Genomic DNA, 20,943 nt, shown 5'->3' on the forward strand with positions numbered 1-20,943 from the left:
GTCATGAGCCACAACGAGGACTTCGCGGCGACCGACACCAAGAAGTCGGCGGCCAGCAAGCTGTTCGACCTCCGCCTGCTCATCGGAGGCCTCTTCACCCTCTACGGCGTGATGCTGACGATCTCCGGGTTCTTCACCAGCGAGGCCGAGATCCAGAAGGCCGCCGGCATCAACATGAACCTCTGGCTCGGCCTCGGGATGCTGATCCTCGGCCTGCTGTTCCTGCTCTGGGTGCGGCTGGCCCCGCTCCAGCACGACGAGGACGCCCAGGCCGAGCCCAACCCGACCGACCGCCGTCAGGCCCCCGGGCACTGAGCCCGGCCGGCACCGCCGGCTCCACCGACGAGGCGCACCTCGCTCGACGTCGCGCACCCCGCAGGGTGCGCGAGGCCGGGCAGGGTGCGCCTCGCGGCGTCTGCGGTGCTGGGACCCGACGGCCTCAGCCGAGGACCTGGACGCCCAGCTGCTCGGCGAGCGCGGGGGCCAGGCCGTCGAGCTGCGCGGAGGTGATCCACGTGCCGCGCAGCCCGTCGAGGCCCTCGACGGACCCGATCCGGGCGTCACGCAGGTCCACGTCGGCGAGCCGGGCGCCCCGCAGCGAGAGCGCCCCGACCGTGCAGCCGTCGAGCCGCAGCGAGCGGACCTGCGCGTCGCCGAGGTCGAGCTCGCCCACCTGGCAGCCGACGAGGTCGACGTCGCGCCAGACCGCCGCCCGTGCGTTCAGGTAGTCGATCTTGGAGTCGACGACGCGGACGGCCTGCCAGGACGACTCGTACGCCTCGACCGCCCCGAGCCGCGAGGCCCGGATCTCGCTGCCGCGCCAGACCGAGCGGGGGAGCTTGAGCCCGGCGGCGTCGCACGACTCCAGCAGCGACTCCACGACGTGGCCACGGCTCAGGTCGGCGCCGTCGAGGGAGCACCGGCGCAGCAGGCTGCCGACCACCGAACCACCGGTCAGGTCGGCCTCGTGCAGGTCCTCGTCGGTCAGCAGCCGCGCGTCGATCCCGTCCTCGAGGAGGAAGGCGAGCCGGTCGTCGCCGCTCTCGGGCCACGGCCGCACGCCCGTGGGAGTCACGGGCGGCGCGACGGGGGGACGAGGGGCGGCAGGCATCCCCTTACCGTAGGGACCTCGTCCGAGCGCTGCCTCCGACCACCCGTCGAGGCCGCCCTCCCGCTGTCGGCGGGCCGCTCTAGGGTCGGGGCATGAGCGAGTCCGGGAACCCCTCGTCCACCCCCTCCGCACCGGCCGGCACCGGTCCGCTGCACGACCTGCTGGTCGACTCGTTCGAGCGGGTCCAGGGCCTGTTCGAGGGGATGACGCACCGGCTGAGCCCCGAGCTCGCGACCTGGCGGGTGGACGGCGGCTCCAACTCCATCGCCTGGCTGCTGTGGCACCTCACCCGCGTGCAGGACGACCACGTCGCCGGGCTCGCCGGCGAGCAGCAGGCCTGGCCGCGGTGGCGCGACCGCTTCGCGCTGCCCTTCGGCCCGTGGGCGACCGGCTACGGCCAGAGCCCCGACGAGACGGGCGAGGTGCGGGCGAGCGGCGAGCTGCTCGCGGGCTACCACGCCGACGTCCACGCGCTCACGCTGCGCTACCTCGACAGGATCTCCTCCGACGGGGGCGAGGCCGAGCTGGCCCGCGTCGTGGACGAGGACTGGAACCCGCCCGTGACCGCGGGCGTGCGCCTGGTGAGCGTCGTCGGCGACACCCTCCAGCACCTCGGGCAGGCGGCGTACGTCAAGGGTCTCGCCGAGCGGGCGGGCGTCGCGTGACCGAGGCCGTGCAGCCCGACCGGGCGGACCCGGCCGGCGTCTTCTACGGCGACCTCGCGCCGTGGTGGCCGCTGATCTCCGCGCCCGACGAGTACGCGGAGGAGGCCGCCTTCGCCGCCGAGCTGCTCGCCGGCGCCGAGCCGCCCACCCGGACGGTGCTCGAGCTCGGCAGCGGCGGGGGCAACAACGCCCACCACCTCCAGCAGCGCTTCGCGATGACGCTGGTCGACCTGTCGGAGCAGATGCTCGCGGTGTCGCGGGAGCTCAACCCCGACTGCGAGCACGTCCAGGGCGACATGCGCACGCTGCGCCTCGGGCGCGAGTTCGACGCGGTCTTCGTGCACGACGCGATCGAGTACATGACGACGGAGGCCGACCTGCGCGCGGCGGTCGAGACCGCGTACCTGCACTGCCGGCCCGGCGGCGTCGCGGTGCTGGTGCCCGACGACATCGCCGAGAACTTCGAGCCGGGCACCGAGCACGGCGGCAGCGACGCGCCCGACGGTCGCGGGGTGCGCTACCTGTCCTGGTCGACCGACCCGGACCCGACCGACACGACGACGACCACGGAGTACGCGTTCCTGCTCCGCTCGCCCGACGGCGGCGTGCAGGTCGCGCACGACACCCACGTGCTCGGGCTCCACCCCCGCGAGACCTGGCTGCGGGTGCTCGCCGAGACCGGCTTCGAGGCCCGGTCGGTCGCCGAGGTCACGTCGGACGACCGCCTGCCGCGCGAGTTCTTCGTCGGTCGTCGACCGTCTGGGGACGGGGGCGACAGATCCTGAGACAGGCTCTCAGGAGACCTTGACGCCGGACCCCGCGCGAGAGAAGGTGTCTGGGTTGTCGGTCGGGGGACCACAGCAGAGATCTCGGAGCCACCGCTTGTGGGGAGCGGTCCCGGGATCCCAGGGGGGTTCGGCAACGACGCCTGCGCCGCGGGGCGATGCTCCGAGGGCGTGGCGGTGGAGGGTGGCGGCGAGAGCCGCCACCCTTCTGTCGTCCCCGGACCCGGCTCGGCGACCGTAGGGTGTCGCCGTGACGACCCGGAACACCCCCTTCGCGCCCGGCACGCCCTGCTGGGTCGACCTGTTCACCTCCGACCCCGAGCGCAGCCAGGCCTTCTACGCCGCGCTGCTGGGGTGGGAGTTCGCCGACCAGGGCGAGGCGTACGGCGGCTACACGCTGGCGACCAAGGACGGCCAGAACGTGGCCGGCCTGATGCGGAACAGCGGCGACTCGGGCACCCCGGACACCTGGAGCACCTACCTGGCCACGGCCGACGTCGAGGCGTCGGTGGCCCGGGCGACCGAGGCCGGGGCCACCGTCCTGGCGCCGCCGCTGGCGGTCGGCCGGCTGGGCTCGATGGCCGTGCTCGTCGACCCGGCCGGCGCGGTCGTCGGCCTGTGGCAGGCCGGCGAGCACCCCGGGTTCGGCCGCTTCGAGGAGCCCGGCTCGGTCGTCTGGGCGGAGACGCACAGCAAGAGCTTCGGGGCGAGCCGCGACTTCTACGCACGCGTGGCCGGGTGGACGTACGACGTGACGGCCGACTCCGACGAGTTCCGCTACCTGACGGCCCAGGTCGACGGCCGCCCCGTCGCCGGCCTCATGGACTCGGCCCGCTTCCTGCCCGACGCGGTGCCGAGCCACTGGGCGGTCTACCTGGGCGTGGAGGACGCCGACGCCGCCCAGGCGGTCGCCGAGGCCCACGGCGCGACCGTCCTGATGGGGGCGGAGGACACGCCGTTCGGGCGGATCGCCGACCTCGTCGACCCGACCGGCGCTCCCTTCAAGCTGCACTCGGCGACCCTGAGGAACCCGCCCGCCGTCACCGACGGTGCCACTGCCTGAGGCCCACCCCGACCCCCCGCCGGGTGCACTACTTTGGGGGTGCCGCAGGTCCTCCGCCGCCCCTCCGGCCAGCGCAGCGCCGCACCGTCGGAGTTGCCGAGAGCACGACCGCACCCCAACCCCGGCCCACCGGCCTGCACGCCCCAGGAGATCGATGAGCGAGACGCGCCCCGAGACCGAGCCCGAGGTCGGGGAGGTCGGCGCCCCGACGGACACGGCCGCCGAGGTCGACGCCGAGGCGCGCGAGCCGGAGATCAGCTTCGACGAGCAGCGCTACCCGGCGCGGCCGCACCGCCTGCGTCCCCGCGGCCGGCTGCGCGGGCTCTTCCCGCGCCGTCCCAAGGAGCGCACCGGGCGGCCCAAGGGCGACAACCCCGACTACGTGTCCTGGCTGCGCGACCAGTCGATGCTGGTCGACGCGTACGAGTTCGCCAAGCAGTTCTCCGGGCAGGGGAGCATGTGGCAGAACCCGTACGCCAACCCCGACCCCCGGGCGGCGATCGAGAAGGCGTCGGTGTGGTTCACGGCGTACCCGATCTCGATGATCACCAAGCCGGGGACCTCCTTCCTCGGCACGCTCGGCGACGACGACCTGTGGGCGGCCTTCGAGGCCATCGGCATCGACGGCGTGCACACCGGCCCGGTCAAGAAGGCCGGCGGCATCCTGGGCTGGGAGTCGACGCCCAGCGTGGACGGCCACTTCGACCGCATCAGCACCCAGATCGACGACGCCTTCGGCACCGAGGACGAGTTCCGGGCGATGACCGAGGTGGCCGCGAGCCACCTGGGCATGATCATCGACGACATCGTGCCGGGCCACACCGGCAAGGGCGCCGACTTCCGCCTCGCGGAGATGAAGGTCGGCGACTTCCCCGGGATCTACCACATGGTGGAGATCGAGGAGAAGGACTGGCACCTGCTGCCCAAGGTGCCCAAGGGCCGCGACTCGATCAACCTCGACGCCGAGGCCGAGTCGATGCTGGCCAAGCAGGGCTACATCATCGGCAAGCTGCAGCGCGTCATCTTCTACGAGCCCGGCGTCAAGGACACCAACTGGAGCGTGACGCCCCCGGTCCTCGGCCCGGACGGCGCCGAGCACCGCTGGGTCTACCTGCACTACTTCAAGGAGGGCCAGCCCTCCATCAACTGGCTCGACCCCAGCTTCGCCGGGATGCGGCTGGTCATCGGCGACGCGCTGCACTCCCTCGGCGACCTCGGCAGCGGAGCGCTGCGCCTCGACGCGAACGGCTTCCTCGGCGTCGAGAAGAGCACCGAGGACTCCCCGGCCTGGTCGGAGGGCCACCCGCTGTCGGAGGCGGCCAACCAGCTGATCGCCAGCATGGTGCGCAAGGTGGGCGGCTTCACCTTCCAGGAGCTCAACCTCACGATCGACGACATCAAGAACACCGCCGAGCGCGGTGCCGACCTGTCGTACGACTTCGTCAACCGTCCCGCGTACCACCACGCGATGGCCACCGGCGACACCGCGTTCGTGCGGCTGACGCTCAACCTGGCCCGCGACATGGGCGTCGAGCCCGCGTCGCTGGTGCACGCGCTGCAGAACCACGACGAGATGACGTACGAGTTCGTCCACTTCGCGACGCTGCACTCCGACGACGTCTTCACCTACCACCGGGTGCCGATCAGGGGCCGCGACCTCGCGGTGCGGATCCGGCAGGACCTGCTCGACCACCTGACCGGCGAGGCCGGGCCCTACAACGCGACGTTCACGCAGAACGGCATCGCCTCCACGACGGCGACGATCATCGCCGCCTCGCTCGGGTTCACCTCGATCGAGGACCTCGACGCCGACCAGGTGGAGCAGATCCGCCGGGCGCACCTGCTCCTGGCCGCGTTCAACGCGCTCCAGCCGGGCGTGTTCGCGCTGTCGGGCTGGGACCTCGTGGGTGCGCTGACCCTCGACCGGCGCCAGGTCGCCCGACTCCTCGGCGACGGCGACACCCGCTGGATCCACCGCTCGGCGTACGACCTCATGGACTACCGCCCGGACGCGACCGAGTCGCTCATGCAGATGCCGAAGGGCGTGGCCCTGTACGGTCCGCTGCCCGCCCAGCTGGAGGACGAGGACTCGTTCGCCCGTCGGCTCGCGCACATCCTCGAGGTGCGCAAGCAGTACGGCATCGCCACCGGCGTCCAGCTCGACGTGCCGCCGGTGTCGAACAAGGCGATGCTGGTCATGGTCCACCAGCTCAGCGACGCCGAGCAGATCACGGTGCTGAACTTCTCGGCCGAGGAGGTGTCCGGCGGCGTGCGCTCCGAGCAGCTGGTGCCGGGCAGCGTGCTCGTCGACATGTTCACCGACGAGGAGGTCGGCGTCGTCGACGACCTGTACAGCTTCGGCGTGCGGCTCGGCCCGCACGAGTTCAAGTCGCTGCTGGTGCTGTGCCCGGGCGAGCACCTCGTCTCCCACGGACGCGGTGACCGCCCGAGCGTCCGCGACTAGGACCCAGCCCCGCTAGCCGGCGCGCTCCGACACCGCGCGGAGCGCCTCCGGCCAGCGCCGGTCCAGCAGCCGGCCGCCCTGCACCGTCCCGACGCGCAGGGCGGCCAGGCCGAGCACGAGGCCGACCGGCAGCGCCAGCCACCCCGCCCACGGTCGCCAGAACGCGCCGAGGAGGACGAGCGCGAGGCTGGGCAGCCCGAGGAGCCCGGTGGCGACGAGCACGACCATCGCCGACGCCAGTGCGGGCAGCCCCCCGGAGCTGCCGCGCTGGAACGGGCTCTCCCCCGGCACCGGGCCGGGCCACTGCCACAGCGCGCCGGCCCACGCGCCGGCGCCCATGCCGCCCAGGGCGAGCGCGGCGCTCAGCCCGAGGGCGCCGGGCAGCGACGCCCACCCGCCGGTGACCGCGGCGACGACCAGGTGCATCGCGAGCAGGACCGGCGCGAAGACGGTCAGCGCGGCCAGCACCCGGCCTCGTCGGTCGGCGAGGCCCGAGAGGCCGGTGCTGACGTGCAGCCACAGGGCGCTGCCGTCGAAGCTGAGGTCCTGGCCGACGCTCGTGCCGACGACCACCGCCAGGACGCAGGGCGTGAGGACGACCAGCCGGGGGCTCACGTCGGGGTTGAGCCCGAGCGTCACCAGGAGCACGAGCGGGGCGACGAGGAAGCTGGCCAGGGTCGCGACGTGGCGGGCGTCGCGGCGCCAGTAGCGCAGCGAGCGCACCGCCACCGCGCCGGCCTCGTCCGCCGGGAACAGCCGCTCGAGCCGGCCGCTGCGGCCCACGGTGCCGCTCCCGCCGGCGGACGTGGAGGGCTCGACGAGGCGCCGGTCGAGGACCGCGGTCCAGGTGGCGCCGAGCGCGACGACGAGCCCGGCGGCGAGGACCAGGTGGACGCCCGCCTGCGCCCAGGCGCCGCGGGCCACGTCGCCCGGCAGCGCCCAGGCCCACCCGAAGGGGCTCCACGAGGCGGCCGTCGACGCGCGCTGCAGCAGCGTCGTGAGCACGCCCAGGTCGCTGCCCAGGCCGCGGCTGAGCACGTTCGTCGCGATCGCCAGGCCGGCGCCGACCACGGCGAGCAGGACCGCCGCGAGGTCGCGGAACCGTCGCGACGACAGGAAGGCGGCGAAGGCCGAGGTCGCCGTCCGCGACAGCAGGACGCACGTCAGCGTGCCGAGCACGGCGGCGACGAGCGCGGCCAGGGCCAGGCCCGGCGTCCGTGCCCAGGTGACGACGAGGCCGAGGGCGACGAGCACGGTCGCGACGCCGGGCAGGCCGACCAGGGCGGCGACGACCAGCCCGGGTACGAGGGCGCGGGCGCGCACCGGGAGCAGGGCGAAGCGCGCCGGGTCGACGGTCTCGTCGACGCCGAAGACGAGCAGCGAGAGCACCAGCCAGCCGAGGGTCAGGGCGGCGTACGCGACGACGGTGACCTGGGCGGTCACCTCCGTCGACGTCCAGCGCAGTGCGACCAGGCCGGCGACGGCCGCGACGACGATCCCGAGGGCGTACACGGCGCCGAGCACCAGGCCGACCGTCCGCCAGACGCTGCGGCGCAGCCCGTTGCGCAGCAGCGTCAGCTTCAGCCCGACGAGGAGCGCAACCACGCCAGACCCTCCTCGTCGCCGGCCCGGAAGCCGACCAGCTCGAGGAACCGCTGCTGCAGGGTCGAGCCCGCCCGCACCTCGTCCACCGGCCCGGAGACGAGGACGCGGCCCTGCGCGACGACCGCCACCTGGTCGCACAGGCTCTCGACGAGCTCCATGACGTGGCTCGACAGCACCACGGTGCCGCCGTCGCGGGTGTAGCGCCGCAGGATCGAGCGGATGCCCTCGCCGGAGACCGGGTCGACGGCCTCGAAGGGTTCGTCGAGGACGAGCAGGCGCGGCGCGTGCACGAGCGCGCAGGCCAGGCCGATCTTCTTGGTCATGCCGGCGGAGTAGTCGGCGACCAGGGTGTCCGCGTCGGCGGCGAGGCCGAGCGCCTCGAGCAGGTCGCCGGAGCGGCTGGCGATGTCGGCCGGCGGGACGCGGCGCAGGCGCCCGACGTAGCTGAGCAGCTCCCGCCCGCTGAGCCGGTCGAAGAGCCGGACCCCGTCGGGCAGCACGCCCATCGTCGCCTTGGCCGCGGCCGGGTCGGTCCACACGTCGTGGCCGAGGACCTCCGCGGTGCCCGCGTCGGGGCGCAGCAGGCCGGTGGCCATCGAGAGGGTCGTCGTCTTGCCGGCACCGTTGGGCCCGACGAGGCCGAACAGGCTGCCGGCCGGGACCTGGAGGTCGAGCCCGTCGACCGCGCGCTTGACCCCGAAGCTCTTGACCAGGCCGGTCAGCCGCATGGCCGTCGGCACGGTTCAGCCCTCGTGCAGGCGGGTGCGCACCCGGCCCACGAAGGCCACCAGGCCGTCGAGGTCGGGCTCGTCCTTGGTCGGCTGGATCACGAGGTGGTCGACGCCGAGCCCGGCCAGGCGCCGGACGGCGTCGACGAAGACGTCCTCGTCGCCCGCGGTCCCGATCTGGCGGCCGGCCTCGCCGCCGTAGCGCGGCAGCTCGGCGTCCACGCGCTCGCGCGCGCCCGGTCCCGTCGCGGCGATCTCGCTGTAGACGAAGGGGTGCCCCGGCCCCCGGACCGCGGTCACCTGCTCGCTCACGTCGGCGACCTGGGCGTCGCTCCAGGCGCAGGGCGCCAGGTAGCCGTCGCCGAGCCCGGCGGCCAGCCGCACCGACTTCGGGCCCGTCCCGCCGATGAAGAGCGGGGGCACGACCTCCGGCGGCCAGTCGAGCCGGACCCCGTCGAGGTGGACGTACGCCCCGTCCGTGGTGACCGTCTCGCCCGCGAGCAGCGCCCGCAGCGCGGTCGCGTACTCCTCGAGGAGGCCGAGCGGGGACCTCGCGCGCGCCCCGACCTGGCCCATCCACTCCTGCACCCCGTGGCCGATGCCCGGCATCAGCCGCCCGGGGAAGGCGCCGGCGAGCGTCGCGACCTCCATCGCGGTCAGCGCGACGTTGCGCAGCGGGGTCGGCATGAGGCCGATGCCGACCCGGATCCGGACGGTGCTCGCGAGGGCCACGGCGGCGGAGGCGACGCCGCTCTCCTTGAAGCAGTCTTCCCAGACCCAGAGCTCGTCGAGGCCGGCCGCCTCGATCGACTGCGCCAGGCGCACCAGGCTGCCGGGCGCCATGTCCGGGGTGAAGCAGAGGCCGAGGGCGGGCACGGGAGTCACCCGAGCAGTCTCCGCCACGACTCCGACAGCTCCGCCACCCACCCCGGCGTCCCGCCCGCACCTCTCGCCCTCCAGACCCGCGAGCGGTAGGTTGCCGCGACGACACGCCGAGCCGGAGTCGCGGCAACCTACCGCTCGGCGGGTCTTCAGAGGGTGGAGGAGGCGCGGATGGACCGGCACGAGGCCCTCGCGCGGCGGCTCGCCGCGCAGCAGCTCGACCGCCCGGTGGCGCAGCGTCCGCTGGGCGACGCCGCGGTGCTCGACCTGGGCGTGCAGGACACCGGGCGCGACGGGGCGAGCTGGGCGCTGGCCAACCGCGGGGTGCCGGTGCCCGGGCCCGAGGCGCTCGTGACCTCCGAGGAGCTGGCGCTGGTGTGGAGCCTGCGCGGCGCTCCCCACTACTACCGGCGCGCGGACCTGCCGGGCGTGCTCGACGCGACCAGCCCGTACGACGACGCCGACGCCCGCAGGCGCACCCTCGACGCGAGCCGGCCGCTGACGGCGGCGGGCATCGGGATGCGCGAGGCGATGGGCGTCGTCGCGACCACCATGCGCGAGGTCGTCGCCGCGCCGACCGCGAAGGGCGACCTCTCCGGCGCGCTGACCGAGCGGCTCGACGAGCCGTACCTGCGCTGGTGCAACCCCTGCCAGGCGACGCACGTGTACGAGCAGACGTTCCGGCTCTCGGGGCTGGCCGCCGGCCTCGAGCTGGAGCCGGGCACCTCGCCCCCGGTCCTGCGGCGCATCCCGGGCTGGCGTCGCGGCGCCGCGCTCGGCGACCCCGAGCGCGCGCCGGAGCGCCTGCGGGTGGTCGACGCGTACGTCCGGCTGTGCGGGCCGACGACGCCGGCGGCCACGGCGGCGTTCCTGGACGTGCCGCCCGCGGTCGTCAAGGGGCACTGGCCGACGGGTGCCACAGAGGTCGACGTCGACGGCAGCCGGGCCTGGGCGCTGCCCGGCCTGCCCGAGCCCGCGGCCACGGACGGGCTGGTCCGGCTGCTGGGGCCGTTCGACCTGTGGCTGCAGGCCCGCGACCGCGAGGTCGTGGTGCCCGACCGCAGCCGGCACAAGGCGCTGTGGCCGACGCTCGGACGCCCCGGCGCCGTACTCGTCGGCACCGACGTCGCCGGCACCTGGCGCCCGAAGGCGTCCGGGAAGAAGCTGTCCCTCACGGTGGAGGTGTGGGACCGGCTGGCGGCGGCCGACCGCGACCGGGTGGGCGAGCAGGCCGAGCGCCTGGCCACGCACCGTGGCGTGACACTCACGGAGGTCGTCTGGGTCTGACCGAGGTGATCGGGTGGGATCGTGCACCGTGACGGTGCAGGATCACTCCCGTTGTCGTCGCTGTTGCCGTCAGGGCCGCTCCCAGACCACCTGCTCCGCGTCCTTGTCGGGGCGCAGGCCGCGCCAGACGGGGTGCCGCATGCGGCCCGGGCCGGTCAGCTCGGCGTAGGTGACCTCGCCGACGAGGTCGGGGCGGACCCAGTGCGCGTCGCGCGCGTCCTCGCGGGGAACGCCGACCAGCGACGGCGTCGGCTGCGCCCGCTCGTCGAGGCGGGCCTGCAGGTCGGCGAGGGAACGTCCGTCGAAGCCGGATCCCACCCGGCCGACGTACTGCAGCCCCTCGGGCGAGGGGATGCCCATCAGCAGGGAGCCGAACGTCGCGCTCCGGCCACCCTGACCGGGCCGCCAGCCCGCCACGACGACCTCCTGGGTGAGGAAGTTCTTGATCTTGAGCCACGTACGGCCCCGCCGCCCGGGCGCGTAGACCGAGTCGGTCCGCTTGGCCACCACGCCCTCGAGGCGGAGCTGGCGGCTGACGTCGCGGGCGGCCTGCAGGTCGCCGTGGAAGACCGGCGGCACGTGGACCCGCTCGCCGAGGTCGTCGAGGCCGAGCCCCTCCAGGACCTCGCGGCGCTCGGCGTACGGCCGCCCGAGCAGCGACTCCCCGTCGAGCTCGAGGACGTCGAAGACCATGAGCTGCCCCGGCCAGGTCTGCGCGGCGCGCTCGATGTCGGCGCCACGCGTGAGGTTGATGCGGTTCTGCAGCAGCCCGAAGTCCGGCCGCCCGGACGCGTCGGTCACCACGATCTCGCCGTCGAGCACGGCGCTGCGCACGTCGAGCCGGGCGAGGGGTTCGACCACGTCCGGGTACGCGGCGGACTCGTCGCGGCCCTTGCGGCTCAGCAGCAGTACCCGCCCGGCGGCGAGGTAGGCGACCGCCCGCACGCCGTCCCACTTCATCTCGAACGCCCAGCCCTCCTCGGGCCCGAAGTGCTTGCCGTCGTCCAGCGTCGCCAGCATGGGCGCGACCTCGGCGGGGAAGTCCTCGGTGGCTCCCTGGGCGTCGGGCTGGTCCTCGGTCGAGGGACGCCGACCTCGTCGAGGCCCTTCGACAGGCTCAGGGAGCGTTCCCCGGTCGGGCCTTTCGGCGGGCTCAGGGAGCGTTCCCCGGTCGGGCCCTTCGGCGGGCTCAGGGAGCGTCGCGCGCTCCGGCTCGGCAGCGGGCTGGCCCACGTTCCCTGAGCCTGTCGAAGGGCTCCCTGCCTCGTCGTACTCCGGCTCGGCCTCCATCAGGTGCATGAGCCAGTTGCGGTCCGCCTTGCCGCCGCCGCGGCCGGTGTGGATCAGCGCGAACGTGCGGCGCCCGCCGCCGAGCCCGCCGTCGGGGCGGCCCTGCAGGGTCGCGATGACCTCCTTGCCCTCGCGCCACTTGTGCAGGCGGAACGTGCCGGCGTCCCAGATGCTCACCTGCCCGCCGCCGTACTCGCCGTGGGGGATGCCGCCCTCGAACGTCGCGTACTCCATCGGGTGGTCCTCGGTCATGACGGCCAGCCGGTTGCTCTTCGGGTCGGTCGGCGGCGACTTGGGCACCGCCCAGCTCACGAGCACGCCGTCGTGCTCCAGGCGGAAGTCCCAGTGCAGCGCGCGGGCGTGGTGCTCCTGGATGACGAAGATCGGCTCCTGCCCCGCGGCTCGGCGCGGCGCCGGCGGCGCGTCCGGTACGGGTTCCGGCGTGCGCTGGGCGTCGCGCATGCTCCGGTACGTGCTGAGCCGGTCGCGCGCCGCCGGCTCGAGCCGCCCGGGGTCGGGGGCGAGGGGTGCGAGCAGGTCGCCCCGCTCCGCGACCCGGGCGAGCACGTCGGCGTACGTCAGCTGCGCGAGGTCGGGCTCCTCGAGCTCCTCCCAGGTCCGCGGGGCGGCGACGTGCGGTTCGGGCCGGCCGCGCAGCGAGTAGGGCGAGACCGTGGTCTTGCTGCCGTTGTTCTGGCTCCAGTCGACGAACACCTTCCCGTCGCGCTCGCTGCGCTTCATGCTGCTGATCACGCGGTCCGGGGCGTCCGCCTCGAGGGCCCGGGCGAGCTCGCGCGCGAGCGCCGTCGCCTGCTCGGGCGTCTGGTCGCCGTCGAGGGGCGCGTAGAGGTGGATGCCCTTGCTGCCGCTCGTCACCGGGAGCGGGTCGTGCCCGATGTCGCGCAGCACGGCCCGTGCGGCGCGGGCCACCTCGGCCACGTCCGCCAGGCTCACCCCGGGGCCCGGGTCGAGGTCGAGCACGAGCCGGTCCGGGTTCTGCGGGGTGCCGTCGTCGGCGAAGCGCCACTGCGGCACGTGGATCTCCAGGCCGGCGAGCTGGGCGATCCAGGTCAGCGTCGCCAGGTCGTCGACGACGGGGTAGTCGTTGGCGTGGTCGCGGTGCTGGATGGGGAAGCGGCGCACCCAGTCCGGCGTGCCGGCGCCGAGGTCCTTGGCGAAGAACACCCCGCGCGAGGACTGCGGTTCCGGCTCGGTCCCGACGCCGTCGGGCCAGCGCTTGCGGGTGGCCGGGCGCTGCCAGAGGTGCGGCAGCATCGTCGGCCCGACCTCGGCGTAGTAGGCGATGACGTCGCCCTTGGTGGTGCCGGTGGCGGGGTAGAGCACCTTGTCCAGGTTCGTCAGCTTGAGCGTGCGGCCGTCGACGGTGACGCTCTGGCCCTGGGACGTGCTCCGTGCGGCGCGGGCCATGAGGGAGGGTAACGCGCCGCGTCCGTCGACGGCCGCGACCAGCCCGCCCGGGGCGGGTGATCTTCTTAGCGAGGCTCTCGACCGATGCCTAGCCACGCTGTCGATCTTGCTCAGTCAACCTATTGATCTTGGTCGTGCGCGACCGTTCGGCCTGGTCAGAGCGCTCTTCCCAAGCGTGGCGGGCCCTGCCAGGATGCGGGCACCCCACTCCTCCCCGCAGACCGGAGCCGCTCGTGAAGAAGCCCTTGATCGCCGGAGTCGCCGCCCTGGGGGTGACCGCCCTGCTCGCCCCCGCCACGCCGGCGTTTGCCGTCGATCCCGTCGACTCGTCCAGGCTCCGTACGGCGGTGACCGTCGGCGGCATCCTCGAGCACGAACGGGCCCTGCAGGCCATCGCCACCAAGAACGACGGCAACCGCGCCGCGACGACCAAGGGCTACGAGGCGTCGGTCACGTACGTGACCAAGAAGCTCAAGAAGGCGGGGTTCAAGGTCAAGACGCAGAAGTTCACGTTCCCGCTCTTCCGTGAGCTGGCCCCGGCCACGCTCGCGCAGGTGACCCCGGACGCCGAGGACTACCCGACCGCCACCTTCGACTACTCCGGGAGCGGCGACGTCACGGGCACCGTGGTCGTGCCCAAGGGCACGGTGCTGCCGCCGACCGCCGACCCGTCCAGCGTCGCCGGGTGCGAGCCCGGCGACTTCCCCACGGCCTCGGCGACCGAGCCCCAGGTCGCTCTGATCCAGCGCGGCGGGTGCGACTTCGTGATCAAGGCCGGGAACGCCGCAGACGCCGGCTACGACGCCGCGATCATCTTCAACGAGGGCCAGGAGGGCCGCACGGACCTGTACAACGGCACGCTCGCGACCCCCAGCACCATCCCCGTGGTCGAGGCGGAGTTCGCCACCGGCGACGCGCTGGTCGCCCAGGCCGCGAAGGGCCCGGTGACCGTGCGGGTCACCACCTCCACCGAGGTCGACCTGAAGGCCAAGACCAAGAACGTCATCGCCGAGACGCCGAAGGGCAGGAGCGGGACCACGGTCGTGGTCGGCGCGCACCTCGACTCCGTCTTCGAGGGCCCCGGCATCAACGACAACGGCAGCGGCACCGCGACGCTCCTCGAGATCGCCGAGCAGATGAAGAAGCTCGGCTACACCAAGAAGGGCAAGCTCGAGCGCCAGGTGCGCTTCGCCTTCTGGGGTGCGGAGGAGGAGGGTCTGCTCGGCTCGCAGGCGTACGTCGACTCCCTGTCGCCGGAGAAGCTGTCGACGATCTACGCCAACCTGAACTTCGACATGGTCGGCTCCCCGAACTACGTGCGCTTCGTCTACGACGGAGACGGGTCCGCGTTCGAGACCCCCGGTCCGGCGGGGTCGGGGGCGATCGAGAAGATCTTCACCGACTACTTCGACGCGCAGGGGCTGGCGAGCGCGCCGACCGAGTTCGACGGGCGCTCCGACTACGGCGCGTTCATCGACGCGGGCATCCCGGCCGGCGGGCTCTTCAGCGGCGCCGAGGGGATCAAGACGAAGGAGGAGGCCGAGGTGTTCGGCGGGACGGCGGGGGCGCCGTACGACCCCTGCTACCACCAGGCCTGCGACACGGTCTCGAACCTGGACGAGAAGGCGCTGTTCGAGCTCGGCGACGCGGCCGCGCACGCGACGTTCGTGCTGGCGACGTCGAAGACGGGCCTCTACGTCGACGGGAGCCGGATGGCGAAGCGTTCGGCCGAGCGGCCCGCGCTGCCCTACCGGGGCTCGAAGGCCGTCGCCTGACACACTGAGGGCCTTCGCGAGGAGGCACACGCATGAGAGCGATCTGGACCGGGGCGATCACGTTCGGCCTGGTGAACGTCCCGGTCCGGCTCTACAGCGCCACCCAGGACCACGACGTGAGCCTGCACCAGGTGCACGACGCGGACGGCGGGCGCATCCGCTACGAGCGGAAGTGCGAGGTGTGCGGCGAGGTCGTGGACTACGCCGACATCGACAAGGCGTACGAGGAGGGCGGCACGACCGTCGTCCTCACCAGCGACGACCTCAAGGCGCTGCCCGTCGAGCGGAGCCGCGAGATCGAGGTCGTCGAGTTCGTGCCGAGCGAGCAGATCGACCCGGTGCGGTTCGACCGCAGCTACTTCCTCGAGCCCGACGCGAACGCGGCCAAGGCGTACGCGCTCCTGCTCGACACCCTGCGCGAGACCGACCGGACCGCGGTCGTGCAGTTCTCGCTGCGGCAGAAGACCCGGCTCGGGGCGCTGCGCGCGTACGGCGACGTGATGATGCTGCAGTCGCTGCTCTGGGACGACGAGGTGCGCGAGGCCGACTTCGACGCGGTGAAGAAGCCGCCGAAGGTGTCGGACAACGAGAAGAAGATGGCCGCCTCGCTGGTCGAGAACATGTCGGACGACTTCGACCCGGCGTCGTTCACCGACGACTACCAGGAGCAGCTGCGCACGCTGGTCGCGGCCAAGCTCGAGCAGGGCGACGCGCTCGACACGGCGAAGACGTTCGGCGAGGAGGGCGACGGCGAAGGTTCCGCGGACGTCATCGACCTCGTCGAGGCCCTGCGCCGCAGTGTCGAGGCCAACCGGGCGAAGCGGGCGGGCTCGGCGGAGAAGAAGGAGCCTACGAAGAAGGCCGCGCCCACGAAGGCGCCGGCCAAGAAGGCCGCGGCGAAGAAGAAGGCCCCGGCCAAGAAGACGGCGGCGAAGAAGTCGGCCTGACGAGGAACGCTCCCCGAGCTCGTCGAAGGGCCTCCGAACGCTCCCTGAGCTTGTCGAAGGGCCTCCGAACGCTCCGTGAGCTCGTCGAAGGGCCCGGACCGGGTCAGTGTCTTCCGACCGCAGCGCAACGCCGACCTCTTCGGGGCCCTTCGACAAGCTCAGGGAACGTTTCTGCGCACGGAACGTCCTCGCGGTGGCGCGTCAGCGGAAGATCAGGGGCAGGACGAAGAGCATCGTCATCGACCAGGTGACGTGGGTCAGGATCGGGGCGAGGACGCCGCCGCCGGCGCGGCGCTGGAGGCCGGTGACGAGCCCGAGGATCGCGGCGGCGAAGACGAGGACCGGGTTGCCGCCGGCGACGGTGGCCACGGCGTAGAGGACCGTCGAGATCAGCACCGGGTGCCGGACGCCGATCGCGGCGAAGAGCGCGCCGCGGAAGAAGAGCTCCTCCGCGACCCCGTTGACGAACGTCACGAGCGCGACCAGCCACAGGCTGCCCGCCTTCGCGTAGCCGAGGACGTCGTTGGTGAAGCCGGCCAGCACGGGGATCTCGCGGATCACCAGGCCGCCGACGACGAACGTCGCCGCCAGCAGCAGGCCGAGGACGATCGGGGTCACGACGGGCCGGCGGATCCGGCTGCCGAAGACGATGTGGCCGAGGTGCAGGGGCCCGGAGAGCAGGCTCCCCACCACCCAGGTCGCGGCGAGGCCGAAGGTCAGCGGGTAGAACGAAGCGTCGCCGGGCTCGGTGGAGAAGGACAGGCCGAGCAGGGTCGCGCCGAGCACGAGGGTGGCGGCGACCACGATCCGCCGCCGCAGGAACTGCCCGTCGGACTGCCGGTGGTCCCGCTCGACCTTGTCGATCAGGACGGGCCGGACCACCCCGACCGCACGTTCGCTCAGCCGCGGCCGGCGGCGTACGCCGGTGGCGCCGTGCGCCCCGTGGCTCTCGGGCGCCGGACGGGTCTCGTCGTCGGGCACGCGGCTCAGCCGGCGGCGGCGTCGGTCGCAGAGTGGGCCAGCGCGCGTTCCCGCTCGGCCATCGCCTCGCGCACGGCGTCGTCGTAGCCGAGCAGCCGCCGCGGCACGACCGCCTTGATCGCGTCGTCGGTGACGACCACCTCGTTGCTCATCGAGTCGATGAGGTTGCGCGCGGTCTCGAGGTCGACGTCGGTGACGAAGGACAGCCAGTACGAGGACAGGCGCGGGGTGAGCAGCGGGACGGCGAGCATCGGCAGCGGGCGGTGCTTGATCACGATCGACGCGCGCTGCATCATCTGCGCGTACGTCAGCACGTCCGGCCCGCCGATCTCGAAGACGCGGCCCTCCGCCTCCGCGGGCTCGAGCACCCCGACCAGGTACGCGACCGCGTCCTGCAGGGCGATCGGCTGGGTCCGGGTGGTCGTCCAGTGCGGCACGACCATGGCCGGCAGGTGGTCGACGAGCTGGCGCGTGATCTCCCAGGAGATGCCGCCGTGGCCGACCACGATCGCCGCACGGAGCACCGTCACCGGCACCCCGTCCTGCCCGAGCAGGTGCTCGACCTCGCGGCGCGAGCGCAGGTGCGCCGACAGGTCCTGGTTGTCGCGACCCAGGCCGCCGAGGTAGACGATCCGGCGTACGCCGGCCGCCGCGGCCGCCTGGCTGAAGTCCTTCGCCGCCCTCGCGTCGGCGTCCTCGAAGTCCTCGCGGTCGAGGGAGTGAACCAGGTAGTAGGCGGCGTCGGCGCCCTCGAGCGCGCCGCGCAGGCTGGCCGCGTCGGACACGTCGCCGTGGACCGGGTCGCCCGCGCCCTCGTAGTCGTCAGGGTGCCGGGTCATCGCCCGCACGGTGTGCCCGGCGTCGACCAACGCCGAGCACAGGTGGGAGCCGACGAAGCCCGAGGCCCCGGTGACGGTCACGGTCAGCGGCACGTCCTGCTCCTTCCCTCGCCTGATCGCCTGCGAGCGTACGGCGTCCGTCAGGAAGCGTTCAGTGCCGGCTGGTCCACCCGATGCGGCGGACGGGCACGGATCCGCAGCGAGCCGGGGTCGACCTCGCCCGTCAGGACCGTCCCCTCGCCCTCCACGTCACCGTCGAGCTCGTACGCGTCCTCGGCCTGGAGGCGGATCTCGACCTTGCGGCCGGCCCACACCTCGACGTGGTCGTCCTTCTGCGGGCGCCGGGTCACGAGCCGGATGAAGGCCTTGATCCAGTGCGTCGGCCTGGACGGGAACGCGACGTAGACGTAGAGCTGGCCGTCGTCGGGCTGGGCGCCGGGGATCAGCTCGAGGTCGCCGGTCAGCTCTCCGCAGTTGCCGATCACGGTGATGATCGCCTTGCGCCGGTGGCGCTTGCCGTCGACCGTCACCTGCACCGGGACCGGGAGCCGGCCGAGCGCCTTGGCCGCCGACAGGAAGTACGCGCCCGGGCCGATGAACTTCTTCAGCCGCTCGTCGACGCCCTCCATGATCATGGCGTCGAGGCCGGTGCCGGCCATCACTGCGAACCGGTCGGGCTCGCCACCGTCGACCCGCAGCACGACGGTGTCGATGCGCCGTTCCTCGTCGCCCAGAGCGAGGCTGAGCGCCCCGGCGACGTCGAGCGGGATCTCGAGGTTGCGGGCGAGCAGGTTGCCCGTGCCCGCCGGGATGATCGCCATGGCGATGTCGGTCCCGGCCAGGCCGGCCGCGACGAGGCGGATGGTTCCGTCACCGCCGGCGGCGATGACGAGGTCGACGCCGGCGTCGACGGCCTGCTGCGTCATCGAGCGGCCCGGGTCGTCGGCGCTGGTCTCGAGCCAGAGGGGTTCGGGACAGCCGGCCGCGGCGAGCCCCTCGCGCACCAGCGCCGCGTCGGCGTCACCGAGCTTCGTGGGGTTGGCCACGACCGCGCACCGCAACGTCATGGCCGGAAGGATAGGGGCAGTCGTACCCCCTACGGTGGGCTTCCATGGAGGCGGTGGAGCCCGACCGGGCGGCGGTGGCGGCCTTCTGGTCGAGCTTCTGCGCGCAGACCGGCCGCACGGGCGAGCCGGCGGACGTCTTCGCCTTCGGCGACTCGGCGTCGATGGCCGACGAGCTGGCCGACCTGGTGCTGGCCGGCACCAAGCGGGCGACGGCGGGCGCGCTGACCGACCACACCGACGAGGGCTTCGTGCCCGCGGTGGGCGACCACGCGGTGGTCGTGCGGGGTGACGGTTCGCCGGCTGCGGTGCTGCGGACGACGGAGGTCCGGGTCGGTCCCCTGAGCAGCGTCGACGACGCCTTCGCGTGGGACGAGGGGGAGGGCGACCGCACTCGCGACGGGTGGGTCGCGGGGCACCGGGCCTTCTTCCGGCGCTGGTTCGCCGCGACGGGCAAGCCGGCCGACGAGGACCCGGAGCTGGTGTTCGAGCGGTTCGTCCTGGTGTGGCCCGACGTGCACGCCGAGCGCACGACCGCGCGCCTGCGGCTGCGGCGCTGGCGGAAGGCAGACCGGCCCGCGTTCGCCGCGATGAACGCCGACCCGGCGGTGATGGAGCACCTCCCCGAGGTCCTCGACCGGAGCCGGAGCGACGCGCTGCTCGACCACCTCGACGCCGTGTGGGACGAGCGGGGGGCCGGCCTGTGGGCGGTCGAGCGCCGCACGGACGGCGTGTTCCTGGGCTGGGCGGGGCTCAACCCGATGCCGGAGGGCACGCCGCCGGCGGGGGAATGGGAGGTGGGCTGGCGGTTCGTGCGCGAGGCCTGGGGCCACGGCTACGCGACCGAGGCGGCCCGCGAGGCCGTCGAGGTGGCGCGAGCCCGTCAGGAGCCGCGGCTCTGGTCGATGACCGTTCCCGCGAACGTCCGCTCCATCGCCGTCATGCGCCGCCTGGGCCTGACCTTCGACCGGACGTTCGAGCACCCGCGCTTCCCGGTCGGCCACCGGCTGCGAGAGCACGTGCTCTACCGGCTCGACCTCGCTCCCGCGGAATTCTGACCGCTCGATCGACCCGCGCGGACGCGCTGAGCGTGGCGACCCGGGCCGCTCGCCGTCGAGCGGTCATATTTCCGCGGGCCTCGCGTCAGCCCTCGGCGTCGCGCAGCGCCTGCTCGGCCTCGTCGGCGGCCGCCCGCCGGGCGCGCACCTCGTCGCGGGCGGTGCGGGCGGCCGTACGCGCCTCGCGCTCGGCGTCCTCCGCCCGCTGGAGCTCGCCGCGCAGCCGGTCGACCTCCTCCGCGGCGCGGTCGGCCTCCTCGGTCGCCGCGTCGGCGGCCTGCTGCGCGTCGTCGAGGGCCTGACGGGCCTCTTCGCGTGCGGCCTCGAGGGCGGCGCGCCGTTGCGCGGCCTCGCGACGGGACCGTTCCTCGGCGTCGTCCGTCGCGTCGTCCGCTTGCTCCGCCTTCGCCGCCCCGGGCATCGAGGCGGCCAGGAGGGCCGCCAGGTCCCCGCCCCCGTCGGCCGGTGCGTCGGTCGCCTCCGACGGGCCCCCGAATCCTCCGTACACCGCCGCCCCCGCAAGGGTTCCCGCGCGCACCTGCTCGGCCACTTCGGCGTCGCCGAGGGCGGCCTGGAGGGTCTGCGCGAGCTCGTTGACCGTCGCCTCGGTGGGTGGGTGCCCCGCCTGCTCGCCGAGCGCGCCGGCCCGGCGTACGAGGGCGTCGATCGCCTTGCGCCGCCGGGCGGAGAGGTCGCGCAGCGCCTTGCCGTCCTTGGCCTGCTGCGCCGTGCGCAGCTGCTCGCCGAGGTCGAGCAGGGCGGCGACGGCGTCGGGGTCGTCGCGCGCGACGGCGTTGACCAGCCAGGCCGTCCGCGTGGGCTTGCGGAGGGCGCCGATCTCGTTCGCGAGCGCCCGGTCCTTGGCCGCCCGGGCCTGCTTGACCAGGCGCGTCCGGGCCGCGACGAACTCCTCGGGGGCGAGCGCGTAGAGCTCGCGGGCCGCGTCCTCCACCTCGCTCACGGCCGGTGCG

At 73.7% G+C, this 20,943-nt stretch carries 18 protein-coding genes; 9 read left to right on the plus strand and 9 right to left on the minus strand.

All coding sequences use genetic code 11. The features are described 5' to 3' along the window. Positions 1-3: 3 nt before the first annotated feature. Positions 4-315: a hypothetical protein gene (locus BMY04_RS21395; RefSeq protein WP_198410339.1), complete on the plus strand. Its 312-nt coding sequence runs from the start codon at positions 4-6 to the stop codon at positions 313-315. A 124-nt stretch (positions 316-439) separates the two neighbouring features. Here the strand turns inward: BMY04_RS21395 and BMY04_RS21400 are convergent, their stop codons facing one another. Then, positions 440-1,111 carry a pentapeptide repeat-containing protein gene (locus tag BMY04_RS21400; protein ID WP_091186799.1) on the minus strand — a complete coding sequence of 224 codons (672 nt, stop codon included), beginning with the start codon at positions 1,109-1,111 and terminating at the stop codon, positions 440-442. Positions 1,112-1,203: 92 nt separating this feature from the next. Here BMY04_RS21400 and BMY04_RS21405 point away from each other — a divergent pair, with 92 nt between their 5' ends. From BMY04_RS21405 to treS, 4 genes are all read left to right on the plus strand, one after another. After that, positions 1,204-1,776: a mycothiol transferase gene (locus BMY04_RS21405; RefSeq protein ID WP_091186803.1), complete on the plus strand. Its 573-nt coding sequence runs from the start codon at positions 1,204-1,206 to the stop codon at positions 1,774-1,776. Next, positions 1,773-2,561, plus strand: a complete 789-nt coding sequence (locus BMY04_RS21410; RefSeq protein WP_170854271.1) for a class I SAM-dependent methyltransferase — start codon at positions 1,773-1,775, stop codon at positions 2,559-2,561. Before BMY04_RS21405 ends, BMY04_RS21410 begins: the two co-directional genes overlap by 4 nt. Before the next feature lie 250 nt (positions 2,562-2,811). Further along, complete coding sequence (locus BMY04_RS21415) at positions 2,812-3,624, plus strand: VOC family protein (protein WP_091186809.1); 813 nt, start codon at positions 2,812-2,814, stop codon at positions 3,622-3,624. Between the two features lie 154 nt (positions 3,625-3,778). Further along, positions 3,779-6,088, plus strand: a complete 2,310-nt coding sequence (gene treS / locus BMY04_RS21420; protein ID WP_091186813.1) for a maltose alpha-D-glucosyltransferase — start codon at positions 3,779-3,781, stop codon at positions 6,086-6,088. Between the two features lie 12 nt (positions 6,089-6,100). On the opposite strand, the gene BMY04_RS21425 is transcribed toward treS, so the two are convergent. Genes BMY04_RS21425 through BMY04_RS21435 form a run of 3 tightly spaced genes read right to left on the minus strand, consistent with a single transcriptional unit; the run spans position 6,101 to position 9,306 of the window. Beyond that, complete coding sequence (locus tag BMY04_RS21425) at positions 6,101-7,693, minus strand: hypothetical protein (protein ID WP_091186816.1); 1,593 nt, start codon at positions 7,691-7,693, stop codon at positions 6,101-6,103. After that, positions 7,669-8,421, minus strand: a complete 753-nt coding sequence (locus BMY04_RS21430) for an ABC transporter ATP-binding protein (protein ID WP_091186869.1) — start codon at positions 8,419-8,421, stop codon at positions 7,669-7,671. The genes BMY04_RS21425 and BMY04_RS21430 overlap by 25 nt, the downstream gene beginning before the upstream one ends. A 15-nt stretch (positions 8,422-8,436) precedes the next feature. Then, positions 8,437-9,306 (minus strand): LLM class flavin-dependent oxidoreductase, encoded by an 870-nt coding sequence (locus tag BMY04_RS21435; protein ID WP_198410340.1) that lies wholly within the window; start codon positions 9,304-9,306, stop codon positions 8,437-8,439. 168 nt (positions 9,307-9,474) lie between these two features. Between BMY04_RS21435 and BMY04_RS21440 the strand changes: the two genes are divergently transcribed. Next, a complete protein-coding gene (locus BMY04_RS21440; RefSeq protein WP_091186823.1) occupies positions 9,475-10,590 on the plus strand; it encodes a DNA glycosylase AlkZ-like family protein in 1,116 nt (371 codons plus the stop codon). A 69-nt stretch (positions 10,591-10,659) separates the two neighbouring features. Here BMY04_RS21440 and BMY04_RS21445 read toward each other — a convergent pair whose 3' ends face one another. Then, the gene (locus BMY04_RS21445; protein ID WP_091186827.1) at positions 10,660-13,308 is read right to left on the minus strand and encodes an ATP-dependent DNA ligase; all 2,649 of its coding nucleotides are present in this window, start codon (positions 13,306-13,308) and stop codon (positions 10,660-10,662) included. Between the two features lie 233 nt (positions 13,309-13,541). On the opposite strand from BMY04_RS21445, the gene BMY04_RS21450 reads away from it, so the two are divergent. Both BMY04_RS21450 and ku read left to right on the plus strand, forming a co-directional pair. After that, positions 13,542-15,083, plus strand: coding sequence for a M28 family metallopeptidase (locus tag BMY04_RS21450; RefSeq protein WP_198410341.1), 1,542 nt, complete (start codon positions 13,542-13,544; stop codon positions 15,081-15,083). A gap of 32 nt (positions 15,084-15,115) precedes the next feature. Further along, positions 15,116-16,030: a non-homologous end joining protein Ku gene (ku, locus tag BMY04_RS21455; RefSeq protein WP_091186829.1), complete on the plus strand. Its 915-nt coding sequence runs from the start codon at positions 15,116-15,118 to the stop codon at positions 16,028-16,030. Between the two features lie 201 nt (positions 16,031-16,231). Here the strand turns inward: ku and BMY04_RS21460 are convergent, their stop codons facing one another. The 3 genes from BMY04_RS21460 to BMY04_RS21470 are packed head-to-tail and all read right to left on the minus strand — an operon-like array spanning position 16,232 to position 18,917. Beyond that, positions 16,232-17,011, minus strand: a complete 780-nt coding sequence (locus BMY04_RS21460) for a CPBP family intramembrane glutamic endopeptidase (RefSeq protein WP_232506558.1) — start codon at positions 17,009-17,011, stop codon at positions 16,232-16,234. Between the two features lie 5 nt (positions 17,012-17,016). Beyond that, positions 17,017-17,943, minus strand: a complete 927-nt coding sequence (locus tag BMY04_RS21465) for an NAD(P)H-binding protein (RefSeq protein ID WP_232506559.1) — start codon at positions 17,941-17,943, stop codon at positions 17,017-17,019. 47 nt (positions 17,944-17,990) lie between these two features. Further along, positions 17,991-18,917: a diacylglycerol/lipid kinase family protein gene (locus BMY04_RS21470; RefSeq protein ID WP_091186832.1), complete on the minus strand. Its 927-nt coding sequence runs from the start codon at positions 18,915-18,917 to the stop codon at positions 17,991-17,993. 44 nt (positions 18,918-18,961) lie between these two features. On the opposite strand from BMY04_RS21470, the gene BMY04_RS23195 reads away from it, so the two are divergent. Further along, complete coding sequence (locus BMY04_RS23195; protein WP_091186835.1) at positions 18,962-19,972, plus strand: GNAT family N-acetyltransferase; 1,011 nt, start codon at positions 18,962-18,964, stop codon at positions 19,970-19,972. 85 nt (positions 19,973-20,057) lie between these two features. Here the strand turns inward: BMY04_RS23195 and BMY04_RS21480 are convergent, their stop codons facing one another. Beyond that, positions 20,058-20,933, minus strand: coding sequence for a coiled-coil domain-containing protein (locus tag BMY04_RS21480; protein ID WP_091186839.1), 876 nt, complete (start codon positions 20,931-20,933; stop codon positions 20,058-20,060). Positions 20,934-20,943 lie beyond the last annotated feature (10 nt).

The organism is Microlunatus flavus, from assembly GCF_900110855.1.
Taxonomy (GTDB): domain Bacteria; phylum Actinomycetota; class Actinomycetes; order Propionibacteriales; family Propionibacteriaceae; genus Microlunatus; species Microlunatus flavus.

What these genes read in the sequence shown, in the direction of transcription:
- BMY04_RS21395 (WP_198410339.1), top strand. Translation starts at nt 4, where the DNA reads ATGAGCCACAACGAGGACTTCGCGGCGACCGACACCAAGAAGTCGGCG.
- BMY04_RS21400 (WP_091186799.1), bottom strand. Translation starts at nt 1,111, where the DNA reads ATGCCTGCCGCCCCTCGTCCCCCCGTCGCGCCGCCCGTGACTCCCACG.
- BMY04_RS21405 (WP_091186803.1), top strand. Translation starts at nt 1,204, where the DNA reads ATGAGCGAGTCCGGGAACCCCTCGTCCACCCCCTCCGCACCGGCCGGC.
- treS (WP_091186813.1), top strand. Translation starts at nt 3,779, where the DNA reads ATGAGCGAGACGCGCCCCGAGACCGAGCCCGAGGTCGGGGAGGTCGGC.
- BMY04_RS21430 (WP_091186869.1), bottom strand. Translation starts at nt 8,421, where the DNA reads ATGCGGCTGACCGGCCTGGTCAAGAGCTTCGGGGTCAAGCGCGCGGTC.
- BMY04_RS21440 (WP_091186823.1), top strand. Translation starts at nt 9,475, where the DNA reads ATGGACCGGCACGAGGCCCTCGCGCGGCGGCTCGCCGCGCAGCAGCTC.
- BMY04_RS21445 (WP_091186827.1), bottom strand. Translation starts at nt 13,308, where the DNA reads ATGGCCCGCGCCGCACGGAGCACGTCCCAGGGCCAGAGCGTCACCGTC.
- ku (WP_091186829.1), top strand. Translation starts at nt 15,116, where the DNA reads ATGAGAGCGATCTGGACCGGGGCGATCACGTTCGGCCTGGTGAACGTC.
- BMY04_RS21470 (WP_091186832.1), bottom strand. Translation starts at nt 18,917, where the DNA reads ATGACGTTGCGGTGCGCGGTCGTGGCCAACCCCACGAAGCTCGGTGAC.
- BMY04_RS23195 (WP_091186835.1), top strand. Translation starts at nt 18,962, where the DNA reads ATGGAGGCGGTGGAGCCCGACCGGGCGGCGGTGGCGGCCTTCTGGTCG.